16 protein-coding genes are annotated in these 15876 nt (G+C 65.4%); 8 read left to right on the top strand and 8 right to left on the bottom strand.

The features are described 5' to 3' along the window. The first annotated feature begins 200 nt into the window (after positions 1 to 200). Positions 201 to 1256: a HEAT repeat domain-containing protein gene (locus VUG52_RS12955; RefSeq protein WP_050705814.1), complete on the top strand. Its 1056-nt coding sequence runs from the start codon at positions 201 to 203 to the stop codon at positions 1254 to 1256. Between the two features lie 9 nt (positions 1257 to 1265). On the opposite strand, the gene VUG52_RS12950 is transcribed toward VUG52_RS12955, so the two are convergent. Together VUG52_RS12950 and VUG52_RS12945 are read right to left on the bottom strand one after the other, a co-directional pair. After that, complete coding sequence (locus tag VUG52_RS12950; protein WP_331833066.1) at positions 1266 to 3329, bottom strand: hybrid sensor histidine kinase/response regulator; 2064 nt, start codon at positions 3327 to 3329, stop codon at positions 1266 to 1268. Then, positions 3319 to 3768: a nucleoside deaminase gene (locus VUG52_RS12945; RefSeq protein WP_050705830.1), complete on the bottom strand. Its 450-nt coding sequence runs from the start codon at positions 3766 to 3768 to the stop codon at positions 3319 to 3321. The genes VUG52_RS12950 and VUG52_RS12945 overlap by 11 nt, the downstream gene beginning before the upstream one ends. Before the next feature lie 146 nt (positions 3769 to 3914). Here VUG52_RS12945 and VUG52_RS12940 point away from each other — a divergent pair, with 146 nt between their 5' ends. Continuing rightward, positions 3915 to 4601, top strand: coding sequence for a type 1 glutamine amidotransferase domain-containing protein (locus tag VUG52_RS12940; RefSeq protein WP_262952313.1), 687 nt, complete (start codon positions 3915 to 3917; stop codon positions 4599 to 4601). 94 nt (positions 4602 to 4695) lie between these two features. Here VUG52_RS12940 and hppD read toward each other — a convergent pair whose 3' ends face one another. Continuing rightward, the gene (gene hppD / locus VUG52_RS12935) at positions 4696 to 5772 is read right to left on the bottom strand and encodes a 4-hydroxyphenylpyruvate dioxygenase (protein WP_050705816.1); all 1077 of its coding nucleotides are present in this window, start codon (positions 5770 to 5772) and stop codon (positions 4696 to 4698) included. Positions 5773 to 6086: 314 nt separating this feature from the next. Here hppD and VUG52_RS12930 point away from each other — a divergent pair, with 314 nt between their 5' ends. Beyond that, the gene (locus tag VUG52_RS12930) at positions 6087 to 7682 is read left to right on the top strand and encodes an EAL domain-containing protein (RefSeq protein WP_050705817.1); all 1596 of its coding nucleotides are present in this window, start codon (positions 6087 to 6089) and stop codon (positions 7680 to 7682) included. A gap of 34 nt (positions 7683 to 7716) precedes the next feature. Next, positions 7717 to 8604, top strand: coding sequence for an EamA family transporter RarD (rarD, locus tag VUG52_RS12925; protein WP_050705818.1), 888 nt, complete (start codon positions 7717 to 7719; stop codon positions 8602 to 8604). On the opposite strand, the gene VUG52_RS12920 is transcribed toward rarD, so the two are convergent. Beyond that, positions 8567 to 10138, bottom strand: a complete 1572-nt coding sequence (locus VUG52_RS12920; protein WP_050705819.1) for a TerC family protein — start codon at positions 10136 to 10138, stop codon at positions 8567 to 8569. The genes rarD and VUG52_RS12920 overlap by 38 nt on opposite strands. A gap of 260 nt (positions 10139 to 10398) precedes the next feature. Between VUG52_RS12920 and VUG52_RS12915 the strand changes: the two genes are divergently transcribed. Further along, positions 10399 to 10980 carry a LysE family translocator gene (locus VUG52_RS12915; protein WP_050705820.1) on the top strand — a complete coding sequence of 194 codons (582 nt, stop codon included), beginning with the start codon at positions 10399 to 10401 and terminating at the stop codon, positions 10978 to 10980. 260 nt (positions 10981 to 11240) lie between these two features. On the opposite strand, the gene VUG52_RS12910 is transcribed toward VUG52_RS12915, so the two are convergent. Beyond that, positions 11241 to 12017, bottom strand: coding sequence for an AraC family transcriptional regulator (locus VUG52_RS12910; RefSeq protein WP_050705821.1), 777 nt, complete (start codon positions 12015 to 12017; stop codon positions 11241 to 11243). Between the two features lie 10 nt (positions 12018 to 12027). Then, complete coding sequence (locus tag VUG52_RS12905) at positions 12028 to 12570, bottom strand: helix-turn-helix domain-containing protein (RefSeq protein WP_050705822.1); 543 nt, start codon at positions 12568 to 12570, stop codon at positions 12028 to 12030. A 154-nt stretch (positions 12571 to 12724) separates the two neighbouring features. On the opposite strand from VUG52_RS12905, the gene VUG52_RS12900 reads away from it, so the two are divergent. From VUG52_RS12900 to VUG52_RS12890, 3 genes are all read left to right on the top strand, one after another. Further along, on the top strand, positions 12725 to 13507 hold the full coding sequence (locus VUG52_RS12900) for an aldolase (protein ID WP_050705823.1): 783 nt from the start codon (positions 12725 to 12727) through the stop codon (positions 13505 to 13507). Positions 13508 to 13540: 33 nt separating this feature from the next. Next, on the top strand, positions 13541 to 14431 hold the full coding sequence (locus tag VUG52_RS12895) for a dihydrodipicolinate synthase family protein (protein WP_050705824.1): 891 nt from the start codon (positions 13541 to 13543) through the stop codon (positions 14429 to 14431). 123 nt (positions 14432 to 14554) lie between these two features. Further along, positions 14555 to 15109: an RNA 2'-phosphotransferase gene (locus tag VUG52_RS12890; RefSeq protein WP_050705825.1), complete on the top strand. Its 555-nt coding sequence runs from the start codon at positions 14555 to 14557 to the stop codon at positions 15107 to 15109. Positions 15110 to 15242: 133 nt separating this feature from the next. Here VUG52_RS12890 and VUG52_RS12885 read toward each other — a convergent pair whose 3' ends face one another. Continuing rightward, positions 15243 to 15515 carry a DUF3077 domain-containing protein gene (locus VUG52_RS12885; protein WP_028691523.1) on the bottom strand — a complete coding sequence of 91 codons (273 nt, stop codon included), beginning with the start codon at positions 15513 to 15515 and terminating at the stop codon, positions 15243 to 15245. A gap of 27 nt (positions 15516 to 15542) precedes the next feature. After that, positions 15543 to 15806 carry a hypothetical protein gene (locus VUG52_RS12880; protein WP_050705826.1) on the bottom strand — a complete coding sequence of 88 codons (264 nt, stop codon included), beginning with the start codon at positions 15804 to 15806 and terminating at the stop codon, positions 15543 to 15545. Positions 15807 to 15876: the final 70 nt, after the last annotated feature.

Raw genomic sequence — 15876 nt, 5'->3', positions numbered from 1 at the left:
TGGTGAGCATCCTGCTTTAGCCAGTCGGAAATGCTCGGAACGCTAATGGATCGAGGGGGGGTGGGCTGACATGGGAAGGGGGGACAACAGGTGTTCGACAGGGGAGTTGCGCTGCCCGGGAGCCACCCCGTTAGTCCCCATCATTGCAATTGCCCCCCGCCTGCCCCAAGCTCTGCGGTACCGCCACCCCGGACCGCGAGATGCAACGACGCCACCTGATCCTGATCGCCCTGCTGCTTGTACTGGTACTGCCCATCGCGATCGGCTACCTGTGGCGTGACCAGCAACCCGCGGCGCCCAGCCTGCCGCCGCACAGCTACGCCAAGGCCCTGCGCCAGGCCCACGATGGCCTGCCGGGCGCCGCCCGGGTGCTCTACCAGCAGCTGCAACGCGACGACCTGCCACCGATCCGCCGTGCCGCGCTCTACGTCGAACTACCCAACTACCCATCGCCACAGGCATTGAAGCTGGCCCAGCAAGACCTGGAGCACGCCGACCCGCTGGTCCGCCGCGCCGCCATCGCCAGCATCCGCCGCCTGCTGCCGGCCGCCCAGCGCAGCCTGGTGCTGGGCCCGCTGCTGGAGGATGACGAGCAAAGCGTGCGTTTCGCTGCGGTAGACGCGCTGCTGGGCCTCGACCCCGACGCCATCGGCCTGTACTTTGGCCCCCTGCAGGATGCCCTGGAGCAATACGAGCAGACCCTGGAGCAACAGCCCGACGACGCCGCGGCCCAAGTACACCTGGCCCGGCTGTACATGCATGAGCAGGCCTACAGCGATGCCGACAGGGCCCTGCAACGTAGCCTGGCGGTGGCGCCCGAGGGGCTGGACGCCCTGGCCACCCAGGTGCGCCTGCTGGAGCAGCAAGGCCGTCACGACGCCTCCCGTGAAGTGCTGGCCAAGGCCTTGGCGCTGCGCCCCGACTCGGCGTTCCTGCAACACGAGCTGGGGCTGTGGCTGACCCGCCACGAGCAGCAGGAATACGCCCTGCTGGCGCTGGCCCGCGCGGTCGAACTGGAACCGGAGAACAACGAATACCGCTATACCCTGGCCGTCACCCTGCACCAGCTTGAGCAAATAGATGCCGCGCAGAAGCAGCTGGAAACCGTGCTCAATCGCCAGCCCGCCAATCGCCGGGCGCGGGTGCTGCTGATCGAGTACTGGAAGGAAACCGGCCAACTGCAGAATGTCCAGGTCCTGCTGGCCGAGCTGGAACGACAGAACCCGGACGACCCCTACCTGCAGCAGGGACTCTGAAACCCGCCCTCAGGCTTGCAGCATACGCTGGATCTTGACCACCAGCGTCTGCAGCGAGAACGGCTTGAACATCAATGCCGTACCCGGTTCGTCGAGCAGTACCTGCTCGACCGGGTCGCTGGTAAAGCCAGTGATGAACAGGATTTTCTGCTCCGGCTTCATCATCCGCAGCGCCTTGGCCACCTGGCGCCCGCTGAAGCCTCCCGGCAAGCCGATATCGGTGATCACCAGGTCGAACGGGCCGCGATGCCGGAACTCGCCCAGTGCGCCATTGGCATCGGCCACATCGCACACCTCGAAGCCGCATTCGACCAGCGCCTCTTTCATCAGCCCGCGCAGGTTGACTTCGTCATCGACCAACAGCAGCCGCTCGCCCCGGGCCTGAACCGGCAGCGCGTCCAGGGCGATGCTCTCGGGCAGCACACCCAAATGGCGCGGGAACATCAGCACTACCCGAGTCCCTTGATCCAAGCTCGATTCGATCCACACCTGGCCCCCCGACTGGCACACGAAACCATGCACCATGGGCAGCCCCAGGCCCGCCCCCTGCCCCAACGGCTTGGTGGTGAAGAACGGTTCGAAGGCCCTCGCCACATCCTCCCGGGACATGCCGTGGCCATCGTCCTCGATCTGCAACGTGACATAGTCGCCCGCCGGTACACTGGCCGGCCCCTCGCTGGCCAACGCCAAGCGCTCGTTGGAGGTTCTGATCGTCAGGGTGCCCTGGCCAAGACAGGCATCCCGGGCATTGCTGCAAAGATGCAGGAGGGCGTTGCGCAACTGATCGGCGTCGACCTGCAACAGCCAGGGCGCGACATCCAGTTGCCAATCCAGGTGCATTTCGGCGCCGAGGGTCTGGCGCAACATCGGCTCCATCTCCTGCAGCAGGCGATTGATGTTCAGTGGGTTGGGCGACAGCGGCTGGCTACGGGCGAACGCCAGCAGGTTCTGGGTCAGGCCAATGGCGCGCTGGGCACATTCCCGGGCCATCTGCACATATTCCTCGACACGCTCCATCCGCCCCTGGGCCAGGCGTCGCTCGAGCAGTTCGAGGCTACTGCCGACACCGGACAGCACGTTGTTCATTTCATGCGCCAGGCCACCCGCAACTTTCACCACGGATTCCATGCGCTGGCCGTCCCGCACCGCCGCCTCGGCCAGGCGTTGGACCGCCTGGCGGTCAGCGGTGATGTCCCGTCCCACCAGCGCGGGCAGTGCCGGACCGGCAATCCCGGTCCAGCGGAACCAGCAATAGTGCCCTTCGTTGTGCCTGACCCGAGCATCGAATGCCGTCATGCCCTGTCCCTGAAGCAGCGACTTCAATGCAAGCTGGGCTTCGGTGCGATCGGCGGGGTGAAACAGTTCAGGCAAGGTCACCTGCAGATGCGACGCCTCTCCCCAGCCCAGCAAGCGATGCCAGGCCGGATTCGACGAGCGCACGTGCAGGTTGGCATCGAACATCAGCATCACGTCGGGCGACAGCTGCCAGGTATGTTGCGGATCGCTCAGGTACTGCTCCAGGCGCGCCTCGAAGGACAGCGCCAGTTCACGCCACTCACGCCCGGTCTCGATACTGGCAGTGGTCTCGATCAGGGCATGCAGGAAGCCGGCAACCTCACCCTGGTCGTTACGGATAGGTGAATAGCAACCCGTCACCCAGGCCGTCGCCGCGAAGCCCTCTCGATTGACAGGCAACGGCGCGTCCTCGATCAGGCTGCCCTGCCCCTCCAGCACCTTGAACACCGCCGCGCCCATGCCTTCCCAGTTCTGCGCCCAGAGTGCATCGAAGGACCGGCCCTGATGGCCACCCTCAGCGCCCAGCAGGGCCTGGTAAGGTTGGTTGTGAATCACGGTCAGCGCCGGGCCCCAGACCAGCGCACAGGGAAACGGAGACAGCAACACCATGTCGGCGGCGATACGCAGGGCCGGCGGCCAGGACGTCAGCGGCCCCAGCGGGGTCGTGAACCAGTCGAAGTCGGCGATGGGCTTGCCCATGGTGGCCAGCGGGGAGGTAGGTGGCGCCAGGTGAATGACCTGGATCTCGCCCCCGCCGGCATGCAGGTCAGCGGCCAATATCTTCGTCCCACAGCTCAGGCTTTTCCTCGATGAAACGGCGCATCAGCGCCTTGCAGGTCTCATCGTCGTGTACTTCCAAGCGTACACCCCGGCTGCCGAGCAGTTTTTCCTCTCCCAGGAACGTGGTGTTCTCACCGATGACCACGTGCTTGATGCCGTACAGCAGGATAGCCCCGCTGCACATGGCGCAAGGCGACAAGGTGGTATAGAGGGTGGATTCCTGGTACACCCGGGCAGGCTGTCTACCGGCATTTTCCAGGGCGTCCATCTCGCCATGCAGGATGGCGCTGCCGTTCTGCACCCTTCGATTATGGCCGCGGCCGATGATCTTGCCGTCGTGCACCAGCACCGAGCCGATCGGGATGCCGCCCTCCTCGAGTCCCTTGCGAGCCTCGTCGATGGCGGCCTGCAGGAAAGTGGAAGTGCCCTTGTCCATGGTTTCTCCCCGGTAATGCATCGAATTTTCAGCAGCGTAGCACAGCGTCCGCCGGCCGTGGCGCATTGCGTGGCGAGGGCTATGCTGATAAGGCTTTCGCTCCTGCTGGCCAACCGTTTTCCCATGGATTCGACGGGCATGCACACATGAACAAGAAGCTCCTGGTCGTGCTGACCAATACCGCCAAGTACCCCACCATCTCGCGCGCCACAGGACTGTGGCTGGGTGAGGCCGTGCACTTCATCGACAAGGTGCAGCAGGCAGGCTTTGCCGTCGACTACGTCAGCCCGGCGGGCGGCTACGTGCCCATCGACCCGCACAGCCTGCGCATGGCGCCGGAGCTGGACTGGCAGTGGTACGACGACAAGACGTTCATGAACCGCCTGGGCGCCACATTGAGCCCCGGCCAGGTCAAGGCAGAGCAGTACAGCGCGATCTACTACACCGGCGGACATGGCGTGATGTGGGACTTCCCCGACAACCAGCCGCTGCAAGAACTCGCGCGGCGCATCCATGAGCGCGGTGGCGCGGTTGCCGCGGTGTGCCATGGCGTAGTGGGCCTGCTCAACATCAAGCTCAGCGACAACAGCCTGCTGCTCAAGGGACGCAGGGTGACCGGATTCTCCAACACCGAGGAGAAACTGGCGGAACTGGATGAGGTGGTGCCATTCCTGACTGAAAACGAGCTGGGCGCCCGCGGCGGCGAGTACAGCAAGGCGGACGATCCCTGGGCGCCTTACGTGGTGGAGGATGGCAGCCTGATCACCGGGCAGAATCCGGCCTCCACCACCGGGGTGGCCGAGGCGGTGATTCGCTACTTGCGCAACCGGTAGCTCCCACAAAAGCATCGCGGGGCCAGCCCGCTCCCACGCCCGTCATGGCTTGGGAGCGGGCTGGCCCCGCGATGGGTCTTGCAGGTAAAGCGTATTACTCGACGTTCAGCACGCCACGACGCACCTGGTCACGCTCGATCGACTCGAACAGCGCCTTGAAGTTGCCTTCGCCGAAGCCGTCGTCACCCTTGCGCTGGATGAACTCGAAGAACACCGGCCCCAGCAGGGTTTCCGAGAAGATCTGCAGCAGCAGGCGCTTGTCGCCCGGCGCCGAGGCGCCATCGAGCAGGATGCCGCGGGCCTGCAGCTGGTCGACCGGCTCGCCGTGCCCTGGCAGGCGCTCCTCGAGCATCTCGTAGTAGGTCTGCGGCGGCGGGGTCATGAAGCGCATGCCCAGGCCCTTGAGGGCGTCCCAGGTCTTGAGCAGGTCGTCGGTGAGGAAGGCCACGTGCTGGATGCCTTCGCCATTGAACTGCATCAGGAACTCTTCGATCTGCCCGGCCCCTTTCGACGATTCCTCGTTGAGCGGAATGCGGATCATGCCGTCCGGCGCGGTCATCGCCTTGGAGGTCAGGCCGGTGTACTCGCCCTTGATGTCGAAATAACGGATTTCGCGGAAGTTGAACAGTTTTTCATAGAAGTTGGCCCAGTAGGCCATGCGTCCGCGATAGACGTTGTGGGTCAGGTGATCGATGATCTTCAGGCCCGCGCCGACCGGGTTGCGGTCCACGCCTTCGATGAACTTGAAGTCGATATCGTAGATCGAGCTGCCTTCTTCGTAGCGGTCGATCAGGTACAGCGGCGCGCCACCGATACCTTTGATCGCCGGCAGGCGCAGTTCCATCGGACCGGTTTCGATCTCCACCGGCTGGGCGCCCAGTTCCAGGGCGCGGGCGTAGGCTTCATGGGCGTTGCGCACGCGGAAGGCCATGCCGCACACCGACGGGCCGTGCTCGGCGGCGAAGTACGAGGCGATGCTCTTGGGCTCGTTGTTGAGGATCAGGTTGATGCCGCCCTGGCGATACAGGTGCACATCCTTGGAGCGGTGGCTGGCCACCTTGGTGAAACCGAGAATCTGGAATACCGGCTCCAGCACGCCAGGGGTCGGCGAAGCGAGCTCGATGAATTCGAAGCCTTCCAGGCCCATCGGGTTGTCGAAGATATCTGCCATGTGGGTGTCCTCATCTATAAGCGAAAAACGGTTTATTACAGGCTTTGGATGTGGAGATGGCGTGGTGGTGAGCAGGGGATCCCGCGCACGCTGCGGGCCAGGAAGTCACCAATGATCAGCTTGAACCCATGGTATGTCATATGGACCCATTCTCGGCGGGCTTGATTCCCCGGGAGGCGGAGAACCTTATTGTTGTATTCGTAACCCGATTCTACAGTGCGTAAATTTGTTTGTCGCGCTTTAGTTCGCAGGTTGTTCCGACAAACGGCTATTCTCAGCAGCAACCCGTCACCTCGCAGAAGGTCCACACGCACATGCCCCTGACCGCCAAACGCCCCACCCGCTGGAGCTGGCGCGCCCTGCTGCCCTGGGGCGTCGGCGTGCTGCCACTGCTGTGCGGGCTGGCGGTGATGCGCTGGCAGACCGAACAGGAACTGCAGGCCAGCAGCCTGGCCACGGCCCGAGAAGTGGGCGTCCATGTCGAAGCGATCCTCGACAGCCTGTCCAGCGCCGCCCATCACCTGCTGCCCAAGGCCGGGTTGCCCTGCGACGAGGTGCAGCTGGCCCTGCGCATCGAGGTGACGCGCAACGCCTTCGTGCGTTCGACCAACCTGTTCGACCACGACCGCCTGTACTGCACCTCGCTGTTCGGCGACTTCGACGAGCCGGTCAATGCCAGCGACTACACCAATGGACAACTGTGGCTGATGAACGGCAACTCGGTCACCCCGGGACAGGCCCTGCTGGTCTACCGGGTCAACCAGGAGGGCCGTGGCGACCGGGGAGCGATCACCACCGTGGATGGCCGCCACCTGCTCACCGCGCTGCACCTGATCGGCGCCGACAACCTGGTGAAGGTGCATGTCGGCAATCACTGGATGGGCAGCGATGGCCAGGTTCACGATGGCAAGCCGCCGCTCGCGGCCACCGCCGCCACGCAGTATGCCTCCACCCGTTATCCGTTCGATGTGCATGCCGGCTACGAAGAAGGCAGGCATGCCGCATTGATGCGCTCGCGCTACCCCGCCCTGCTGAGCTTGCTGCTGATGCTGGGGGTGGCGGCCGGTGCCGCCTGCCGCTGGCAGATCCGCCGCGCCAGTTCATCACGCGGCGAGCTGGACCGGGCCCTGGACGCCGACGAGTTCGTGCCGTACTTCCAGCCGGTGGTACGCAAGGGCGATTACCGCTGGGCCGGTGTCGAAGTGCTGATGCGCTGGCAGCATCCGCGCGAAGGGCTGGTGCGCCCGGACCTGTTCATTCCCTATGCCGAGCATAGCGGCCAGATCGTCGCCATGACCCGGGCCCTGATGCTGCACACCGCCCAGGCCCTGGCCCCGCATGCGGCGCTGCTGGAGGACGGTTTCCATGTCGGCATCAACATCACCGCCGACCACTGCCGCGACCTGGGCCTGCTCGACGACTGCCAGACCTTCCTCCAGCACTTCCCGCCCGGGCGCGTGGTACTGACCCTGGAGCTGACCGAGCGCAAGCTGATCGAGCCGACCCCGGTGACCCTGGAACTGTTCGAGAAGCTGCACGCCATGGGCGTGATGATCGCCCTGGACGACTTCGGCACCGGCCAGTCCAGCCTCAACTACCTGCGCCAGTTCCAGGTCGACTACCTGAAGATCGACCAGAGCTTCGTCGCCATGATCGGCGGCGACGCCCTGTCCCAGCATATCCTCGACACCATCATCGAACTCTCGGCCAAGCTGGGCCTGGGCATCGTCGCCGAAGGCGTGGAGACCGAGGTGCAGCGCGACTACCTGGCACGCCACGAAGTGGACTTCCAGCAGGGCTACCTGTTCGCCCGGCCGATGCCCGCCGACGAACTGCTGCTGGCCCTGGCCGCCCAGCCGGGTAGCCCGCAGTTGCCGCCGGGCAATGGCCCTGAGATCATGCGCGGCTGATCCGCCCGCTCACTTCCCGTTTTCCGAGGCATTCGTGTCAAAAGGCATTCTTTCGTCGGTCATGGCGTCCTGTCTGTTCGCCGTGATGTACTTCTATACCTCCTTCCTCAAGCCCCTGGACGGCGAGGAGATCTTCGGCTGGCGCACCCTGCTGACCCTGCCCTGCCTGACGCTGTTCATGCTGGTGTCGAAGGACTGGAAACGGGTCGGCGAGCTGCTCGGGCGGGTGCGCCGCACACCGCTGCTGCTGCTCGGCATGGTCGGCACCTCGTGGCTGATGGGCGTGCAATTGTGGCTGTTCCTCTGGGCGCCCCTGCACGGGCGCAGCCTGGAAGTGTCGATGGGCTACTTCCTGCTGCCGCTGGCCATGGTGCTGACCGGGCGGCTGGTGTATGGCGAACGCCTGTCGCGCCTGCAGAAGGTCGCGGTGAGCTTCGCCGTGCTCGGGGTTGGCCACGAGCTGTACCAGCACGGTAGCTTTGCCTGGGAAACCCTGCTGGTGATGATCGGCTACCCGATCTACTTCGTCCTCAGACGGCGCTGCCGCACCGACCACCTGGGCGGCCTGTGGTGCGACATGTGCCTGCTGCTGCCATGGGCCCTGTACTTCGTGATCCAGGGCCCGCTGTCGGCGGCGGACCTGGCCGAGCACCCGGCCCTGTACGGGCTTATCCCGCTGCTCGGGGCGATCAGCGCCTGCGCCCTGATCGCCTACGTGCTGGCCAGCCGTCTGTTGCCGTTCAGCCTGTTCGGCCTGCTCAGCTACGTCGAGCCGGTGCTGCTGGTGGGCGTGGCCCTGGCGCTGGGCGAGACCATCGGCCCCGACCAGTGGCTGACCTACCTGCCGATCTGGGCCGCCGTGCTGGTGCTGGTGCTTGAAGGCATCAAGCACCTGCTGCGTCAGCGTCGGCGTTCGGTGTAAGGCGCACCTGACGCACCCGACGCTCCTCCACCGCCACCACGGTCATGGTCCAGCCGTTCCAGGCCAGGTGATCGCCCACCACCGGCAGGCGGTCCAGCAGGCTCATCACCAGGCCCGCCAGGGTCTGGTAGTCATCGGTGGCACGGGCGGCGAAGCCGGTGCGCGCCTGGACCTGGGCCAGGTTCAGGGCGCCACTGACCACGAAGCCACCCGCCTCCTCGACCACGCCCGGCCCCTCCACCTCGCTCGCGTCCGGCAGCTCGCCGGCAATCGACTCGAGGATGTCGGTCATGGTCAGCACCCCGGTGAAGTCACCGAACTCGTTGACCACGAAGGCGATGTGGGTGGACTGGGCGCGCATCTGCTCCAGGGCGTTGAGGATGCTGAAGCTCTCCAGCAGGTTCAACGGCGCCCGCGCCAGGTGCTCCAGCGCCGGCTGGTTGCCGCCCAGCAGTTCCTTGAGCAGCTCCTTCTTGTGCACGTAGCCCAGCGGCTCCTCGATGCGCCCGTCGCGGATCAGCGGCAGGCGCGAGTAGGACGAGTTGACCAGCATCTGGGTGATCGCCTCGGCCGGCTGCGACAGGTCGATGGCATCGACCTTGGCCCGCACCGTCATCACCGTGCGGATCGGCCGCTCGGCCAGGTTGAGCACGCCACTGATCATCACCCGCTCGCGGCGGTCGAACACCACCTGCTCGTCGCCACCAGCCACCAGGTCGGCGATCTCCTCGCCCACCTCGTCGGCCTCTACCCGGCGCCCGCCCATCAGGCGCAGCACCGCGTGGGCCGTGCGCTCACGCAATGGCCGGTGCTGATGCAGGCTGCGCTTGCGGCGGGCGCGGGCCAGCTGGTTGAACAGCTCGATCAGCAGCGAGAAGCCGATGGCCGCGTACAGGTAGCCCTTGGGAATATGGAAACCCAGGCCTTCGGCGGTGAGGCTGAAGCCGATCATCATCAGGAAGCCCAGGCACAGCATGATCACCGTCGGATGGGCGTTGACGAAGCGGGTCAGCGGCTTGCTGGCGACGATCATGATGCCGATGGAGAAGATCACCGCGATCATCATCACCGACAGCTGCTCGACCATGCCCACGGCGGTGATCACCGCGTCCAGCGAAAACACCGCGTCGAGCACCACGATCTGCGCGACGATCGGCCAGAACGCCGCGTGACGGGTCACGCCGCCGCTCTGGGCGACATGGCCCTCGAGGCGTTCGTGCAGTTCCATGGTGGCCTTGAACAACAGGAACACACCACCGAACAGCATGATCAGGTCACGGCCGGAGAAGGTCTTGCCGAACACGTCGATCAGCGGCGCGGTGAGGGTCACCATCCACGAGATGCTGGCCAACAGGCCCAGGCGCATGATCAGCGCCAGCGACAGGCCGATCACCCGGGCGCGGTCGCGTTGGTGCGGCGGCAGCTTGTCGGCGAGGATGGCAATGAACACCAGGTTGTCGATACCCAGCACCAGCTCGAGGACGATAAGCGTCAACAGGCCCAGCCAGGCCGTGGGGTCGGCTAGCCATTCCATTAGCGGGTACTCACGAGGGCGGCGTCACGAGGACGCAGGAAGGAAGGCCGGGACGGCCGGGGACTGGGGGGCTCCGCGAAGGTGCTCATATAGACCTTGATAGAAAATAGGGATGTCGATCCTACAATCGAAGCAGATTTCTCTGATAGCGCAAAACTATTACAAAAGCTGTAACAGGTGCGGCAGAGCATTTTTGTTCAATACGCCCGTCACGATTTTAGCCAGGATAGCCATACCCTCCTCCAACATGGAAACCTCCGATGAGCCTGACATTGTCCATGGCGGCCTTTGCCCTGGCCGCCTCCATCTCCCCCGGCCCGGTCAACATCGTCGCCCTCGGCAGCGGCGCGCGCCACGGCCTGCGGGCCAGCATCGGGCATGCGGCCGGCGCCACCCTGGGTTTCTGCCTGCTGCTGGTGCTGGTGGGGCTGGGCGTGCATGAACTGTTGCTGCGCTGGCCCTTGCTCGGGCGGCTACTGCACGGGGGTGGCGTGCTGTTTCTGCTGTACATGGCCTGGAAGCTGGCCAGTGACGATGGCGGGCTGGGCGCCGACGACAACCGGCGAGCGCCCAGCGCCTGGCACGGCGCGGCCATGCAGTGGCTGAGCCCCAAGGCCTGGCTGGCGGCGGTGGCCGGGATCGGTGCCTACACCGGCGGCGAGCAGCAGTTGCTGTGGCAGTTCACCTGGATCTACGGGCCGATCTGCTTCCTTTCCGTGGCCAGCTGGGCCTGGGCTGGCAGCGTGATCCGTCAGTACCTGGGTGAGCCGTGGCGTATGCGTCTGTTGAATCGGGTGCTGGCGGGGTTGCTGGTGGCGAGTGCGGTCTACCTGATCCTGTGAGGCTGTTGGCTCGAGCCCTGTCGCGGGGGAAGCCCGCTCTCATGGACCTAAACACAGTTCTTTGATGTGACTGGGGCAGCGTGGGAGCGGGCTTGCCCCGCGATCACCGGCTATGCCGGTGCCATACACCACATCGCGGGGCAAGTCGCATCGGCGCACCGCCGCTCCCACGCTGGTGGGGCTGGCAACCCAGTTCCCTGCGCGACAGCACAGCCCAAAGGCTTGGGTGATCTCCCGCACAGGTGGGACATTCCTGTTATTCAGCCATTGCGGTAATGCCCCGGCGTGGTCGCCAGGTGGCGCTTGAAGGCCCGCTGCAGGTGCGCCTGGTCGGCGAATCCCGCCTCCAGCGCCACCTCGGCGATCGGCCTGCCGTTGCGCAGTTGCGCCCGGGCGTGCTGCACCCGCTGGTCGAGCAGGTAGCCATGGGGCGTCAGGCCGAAGCGCTTGCCGAACGCGCGGATCAGGTAGGCCCGTGACAGCCCCGCTGCGGCGCAGATGTCGTCCAGCGTCAGCGGGTCGAGGCGATGGGCACGGATGAACGCGGCGGCCAGTTCCACACGTGGATGGCGCGCGGGCTGGCCGCTCGCGTCGGCCTCCAGCAGCTGCGGCAAACCCTTGAAGAACGCCTCCAGCTGCGCCTCCCGACCCTCGTTGCCAGGCTCGAACAGCCCGGCAAACAGCGCCAGCAACTGCCCATACAGCACCGTCGATGAGCTCAAGGTCGCCGAGGGCAACGCGAAGCCACGCGCCAGCAGCCAGGGCATGTCGACGAACAGCATCAGGTACGACCAGGGCTCGCCCTGGATCGGATTGCAGGTGTGCACCACGCCCGGGTTCATCAATACCGTGGTCCCCGCCGCCACCTCGTGCCGGGCGTTGCCGGTCAGGTAGGTGCTGCGCCCGCCGGTGATCACGCCGATGGAGAAACTTTCGTGGGAATGGGCGGCGTAGCACACCTGGCGGCCGTCTCCCACGCGCCGGGCTTCGACGAAGGGCAATGCCGGATCACGCCAGAACCGCGAGACCTCGATCATCGCCCCGCCCTCACCCCTCGCCGCCCTGCACCACCACCAGCAACTGCGCCTGGCGCTCGCCGACCGAACGCAGGCGGTGCGGGGTCTGGGCATTGAAATGCAGGGCGTCGCCCGCCTCCAGCAGCACCCGCTCGCTCATGAAGTCGACCTCCACCTGCCCCTCGTGGACGAACAGGAACTCCTCGCCTTCGTGTTCCTTGAAGGTCGGGTCGCTGAACGTGGTCGGCGGCTGGATCAGGAACGGCAGCAGGCTGCGCTGGCCGACCTGCGAGGTCAGCACCGCATACCCCGGCCCCTCGCCGCCGCCCACCAGCGCCTGGCGCTCGCCGCGACGCACCAGGCTGTAGCGCGCCTGGCCGTCGTGCTCGCCGTCGAACAGCTCCTCGACATTGACGTTGAGCGCCCGCGCCAGCTTCAGCGCGGCGGCGATCGACGGCATGTTGAGGCCGCGCTCGACCTTGGACAGGTAGCTCTTGGTCATGCCGGACTTCTCAGCCAGCTGCTCAAGGGTGATGCCTAGTTTCTTTCTCAGCAGTTTCAGTCGGATAGACATGTGAAGCGGGATTCCCGAACAAACGCACTTGCTTATGACACTTTGTGTCATATAGGATTATTTGTGTCATCTGATGGCTCGCCCCCTCACCGTCCAAAGCTCGGGGGCGAGCCAGCCCTGACATCCGTCATCACGCCACAGAGGAAAGCTCCCCATGGCCAACACCCTTACCCTCAGCAAAGACCAGCTGGTGCAAAAGGCACTGACACAGATGCAAGGCTCGCTTGCCGATAATACGTGGACTGTGCGCGAAAAGCTGGCCCTGACCTGCCGAATTCTCTTCGACCACGGCCACGACTCGGGCCTGGCCGGGCAGATCAGCGCCCGCGGCCCGCAGCCAGGCACTTTCTACACCCAGCAACTGGGCCTGGGCTTCGACGAAATCACCGCCGGCAACCTGCTGCTGGTCAACGAAGACCTCGAAGTGCTCGAAGGCCAGGGCATGCCCAACCCGGCCAACCGCTTCCACAGCTGGGTGTACCGCGCCCGCCCCGACGTCAACTGCATCATCCACACCCACCCCACCCACGTCGCCGCGTTGTCGATGCTCGAAGTGCCGCTACAGGTCTCGCACATGGACCTGTGCCCGCTGTACGAGGACTGCGCGTTCCTCGAAGCCTGGCCGGGCGTGCCGGTGGGCAACGAGGAAGGCGAGATCATCAGCGCTGCCCTGGGCGACAAGCGCGCCATCCTGCTCTCGCACCACGGTCAGCTGTCCACCGGCACCAGCATCGAGCAGGCCTGCGTCTACGCCCAGCTGATCGAGCGCGCCGCGCGCCTGCAGCTGCTGGCGATGGCCGCCGGCACCATCAAGCCGATCGCCCCGGAGCTCGGCCGCGACGCCCACGACTGGATCGACCGGCCCAAGCGCCACGGCGCCGCCTTCAACTATTACGCCCGGCAGGCCCTGCGCCAGCACACCGATTGCCTCGCCTGACCCTACCTTGCCTTGCTTGCGGAGCCACACACCATGACCACTCGATTCCACGGCATCATCGGCTATACCATCACCCCGTTCACCCAGGACGGTGAACAGCTTGACCTGCCGGCCCTGGGCCGCTCCATCGACCGCCTGATCGACGGCGACGTCCACGCCATCGCACCGCTGGGCAGCACCGGCGAAGGTGCCTACCTGAGCGACGGCGAATGGCAGCAGGTCGCCCAGTACAGCCTGGAGCGCATCGCCAAGCGCGTGCCGAGCATCGTCAGCGTCTCCGACCTGACCACCGCCGGTGCCGTGCGCCGCGCTCGCTTCGCCCAGCAACACGGCGCCGACGCAGTGATGGTGCTGCCGGCGGCCTACTGGAAACTCAGCGAAGCCGAGATCGTCCAGCACTACCGCGCCATCGGCGCGGCCATCGATCTGCCGATCATGCTCTACAACAACCCGGCCACCAGCGGCACCGACATGCCGGTGGAGCTGATCCTGCGTATCGTGCGCGAAGTCGACAACGTGACCATGGTCAAGGAGAGCACCGGCGACATCCAGCGCATGCACAAGCTGCAACTGCTCGGCGAGGGCCAGGTGCCGTTCTACAACGGCTGCAACCCGCTGGCGCTGGAGGCCTTCGTGGCGGGCGCCACAGGCTGGTGCACGGCGGCGGCCAACCTGATTCCCGAACTGAACCTGCGGCTATACCAGGCGGTGCAGGCCGGTGAGCTGGAGCAGGCCAAGGCGCTGTTCTACCGCCAGCTGCCGTTGCTCGACTTCATCCTCAAGGGGGGCTTGCCGGCGACCATCAAGGCTGGCCTGGAGATAACCGGGCTGCCGGTGGGTGAACCGCGTCGGCCGGTGTTCGGGCTGGATGCCCAGGGCCGTGACCAGCTGAAGGCGCTGCTCGACGCCTTGCGTCAGGGCTGACATCAGCGACGAACCTGTGGGAGTGCGCTCTCACAGGTCATCCACACGCTTGAGAACTCAACCCCAAACCCGGAGAATGCCCACGCCCCAAACGACCAGAAGCCATGGAAAAGGACCTTTCCAGTGAACCAGAAACAACGCGACACCCTCAGCAAATTCCTCAGCTACGTACTGCGCCACGCCCCCGAATCCATCGACCTGACCCTCGACCGCGACGGCTGGGCCGATGTCGACGCGCTGATCCACGGCGCCGGCCGGCAAGGCCATGCCTTCGACCTGCACGCCCTGCGCGAGGTGGTCGAGACCAATGACAAGCGCCGTTTCACCCTCTCCGACGATGGCCGCCGCATCCGCGCCGCCCAGGGCCACAGCAGCGCCCAGGTCGAAGTGCGCCATGTCGCCAAGACGCCACCCGCCCTGCTCTATCACGGCACCGCCAGCCGCTTCCTGGCCTCCATCGAAGCCCAGGGCCTGATCCCCGGCAGTCGCCACCATGTGCACCTGAGCGAGGATCCGCAGACCGCACTGGCGGTGGGCAAGCGATATGGTCAGCCGGTGCTGCTTACGGTCGATACCCAGGCCATGTGCGCAGCGGGAACGGTGTTCTATCAAGCCGACAACGGTGTCTGGCTGGTAGACCAGGTGCCGCCGGCCCATCTGTCACGCCAAGCCCTGTAGGAGCGGCCTTGTGCCGCGAAAGGGCTGCGAAGCAGCCCCGGCGATATCAGCTTGATGCACAAATCCTGGGGCCGCTTCGCAGCCCTTTCGCGGCACAAGGCCGCTCCTACGGGGGAATGTGCAAAGCCTGGGACTAATGCGCCATCCCAAGCTCCGCATCATCCATCAGCGCCTTGGCCAACGCACTGAGATAGTGGGCAGCCCAGACCATCCGCGGATCTTCGTCCATCACCCCGACCAAGGTCAGGTGCCGCACATAATCCATCAACTCCGACGCCTGTTCGCGAGCGTGCTGGCAGGGAATGCCGGGCTCGATACAGAACAGCGGCTGGGCATCCTTGCCCTCGCCCTGATAAAAACGGGTCTTGCCCGGCGTGACCTGGGTCTTGCCATCGTCTGTGGTCATGATCGATCTCCCTGAAAACGTCGTCGGCTAGTGCAGCGTGCGGGGCTCGCCCGGCGCTTGGACCGAGTGCTGCACCTGGGTCAGGGCGGATTCGAGCAACGTGCGCACCGCCTCCATCTCGTGGGCGGCGGCCAGCACCAGGATCGCGCCGGGCGACCGGGGCTTGAGCTGGACGGCCTGGTTGGCCACCGTGAGGGCGCAGAAGGCGTACTCGATGGCGCGTACCAGGGTGTCTTCGAGGAAGTGGGCGTGATCCTGGGAGGAAGGTGGATCGGGGACAATCTTCAGCATGTCTTGACTCCAACGTATGAAATGGAGCCGCCGCACTTTGCTGTCAAACAAGAGGGTGGCAGCTGTACGC

Origin of the sequence: Pseudomonas sp. LH21 (genome assembly GCF_036549575.1) — a bacterium.
Classification (GTDB): domain Bacteria; phylum Pseudomonadota; class Gammaproteobacteria; order Pseudomonadales; family Pseudomonadaceae; genus Aquipseudomonas; species Aquipseudomonas peradeniyensis.
This window is presented reverse-complemented; position numbering and strand designations above follow the sequence as displayed.

Coding starts and splice junctions, on each gene's coding strand:
- VUG52_RS12910 (WP_050705821.1), bottom strand. CDS start 12,017: ATGATCGAGGTCTCGCGGTTCTGGCGTGATCCGGCATTGCCCTTCGTC.
- VUG52_RS12940 (WP_262952313.1), top strand. CDS start 3,915: ATGAACAAGAAGCTCCTGGTCGTGCTGACCAATACCGCCAAGTACCCC.
- VUG52_RS12885 (WP_028691523.1), bottom strand. CDS start 15,515: ATGACCACAGACGATGGCAAGACCCAGGTCACGCCGGGCAAGACCCGT.
- VUG52_RS12930 (WP_050705817.1), top strand. CDS start 6,087: ATGCCCCTGACCGCCAAACGCCCCACCCGCTGGAGCTGGCGCGCCCTG.
- VUG52_RS12905 (WP_050705822.1), bottom strand. CDS start 12,570: ATGTCTATCCGACTGAAACTGCTGAGAAAGAAACTAGGCATCACCCTT.
- hppD (WP_050705816.1), bottom strand. CDS start 5,772: ATGGCAGATATCTTCGACAACCCGATGGGCCTGGAAGGCTTCGAATTC.
- VUG52_RS12920 (WP_050705819.1), bottom strand. CDS start 10,138: ATGGAATGGCTAGCCGACCCCACGGCCTGGCTGGGCCTGTTGACGCTT.
- VUG52_RS12945 (WP_050705830.1), bottom strand. CDS start 3,768: ATGGACAAGGGCACTTCCACTTTCCTGCAGGCCGCCATCGACGAGGCT.
- VUG52_RS12900 (WP_050705823.1), top strand. CDS start 12,725: ATGGCCAACACCCTTACCCTCAGCAAAGACCAGCTGGTGCAAAAGGCA.
- VUG52_RS12915 (WP_050705820.1), top strand. CDS start 10,399: ATGAGCCTGACATTGTCCATGGCGGCCTTTGCCCTGGCCGCCTCCATC.
- VUG52_RS12955 (WP_050705814.1), top strand. CDS start 201: ATGCAACGACGCCACCTGATCCTGATCGCCCTGCTGCTTGTACTGGTA.
- VUG52_RS12880 (WP_050705826.1), bottom strand. CDS start 15,806: ATGCTGAAGATTGTCCCCGATCCACCTTCCTCCCAGGATCACGCCCAC.
- VUG52_RS12895 (WP_050705824.1), top strand. CDS start 13,541: ATGACCACTCGATTCCACGGCATCATCGGCTATACCATCACCCCGTTC.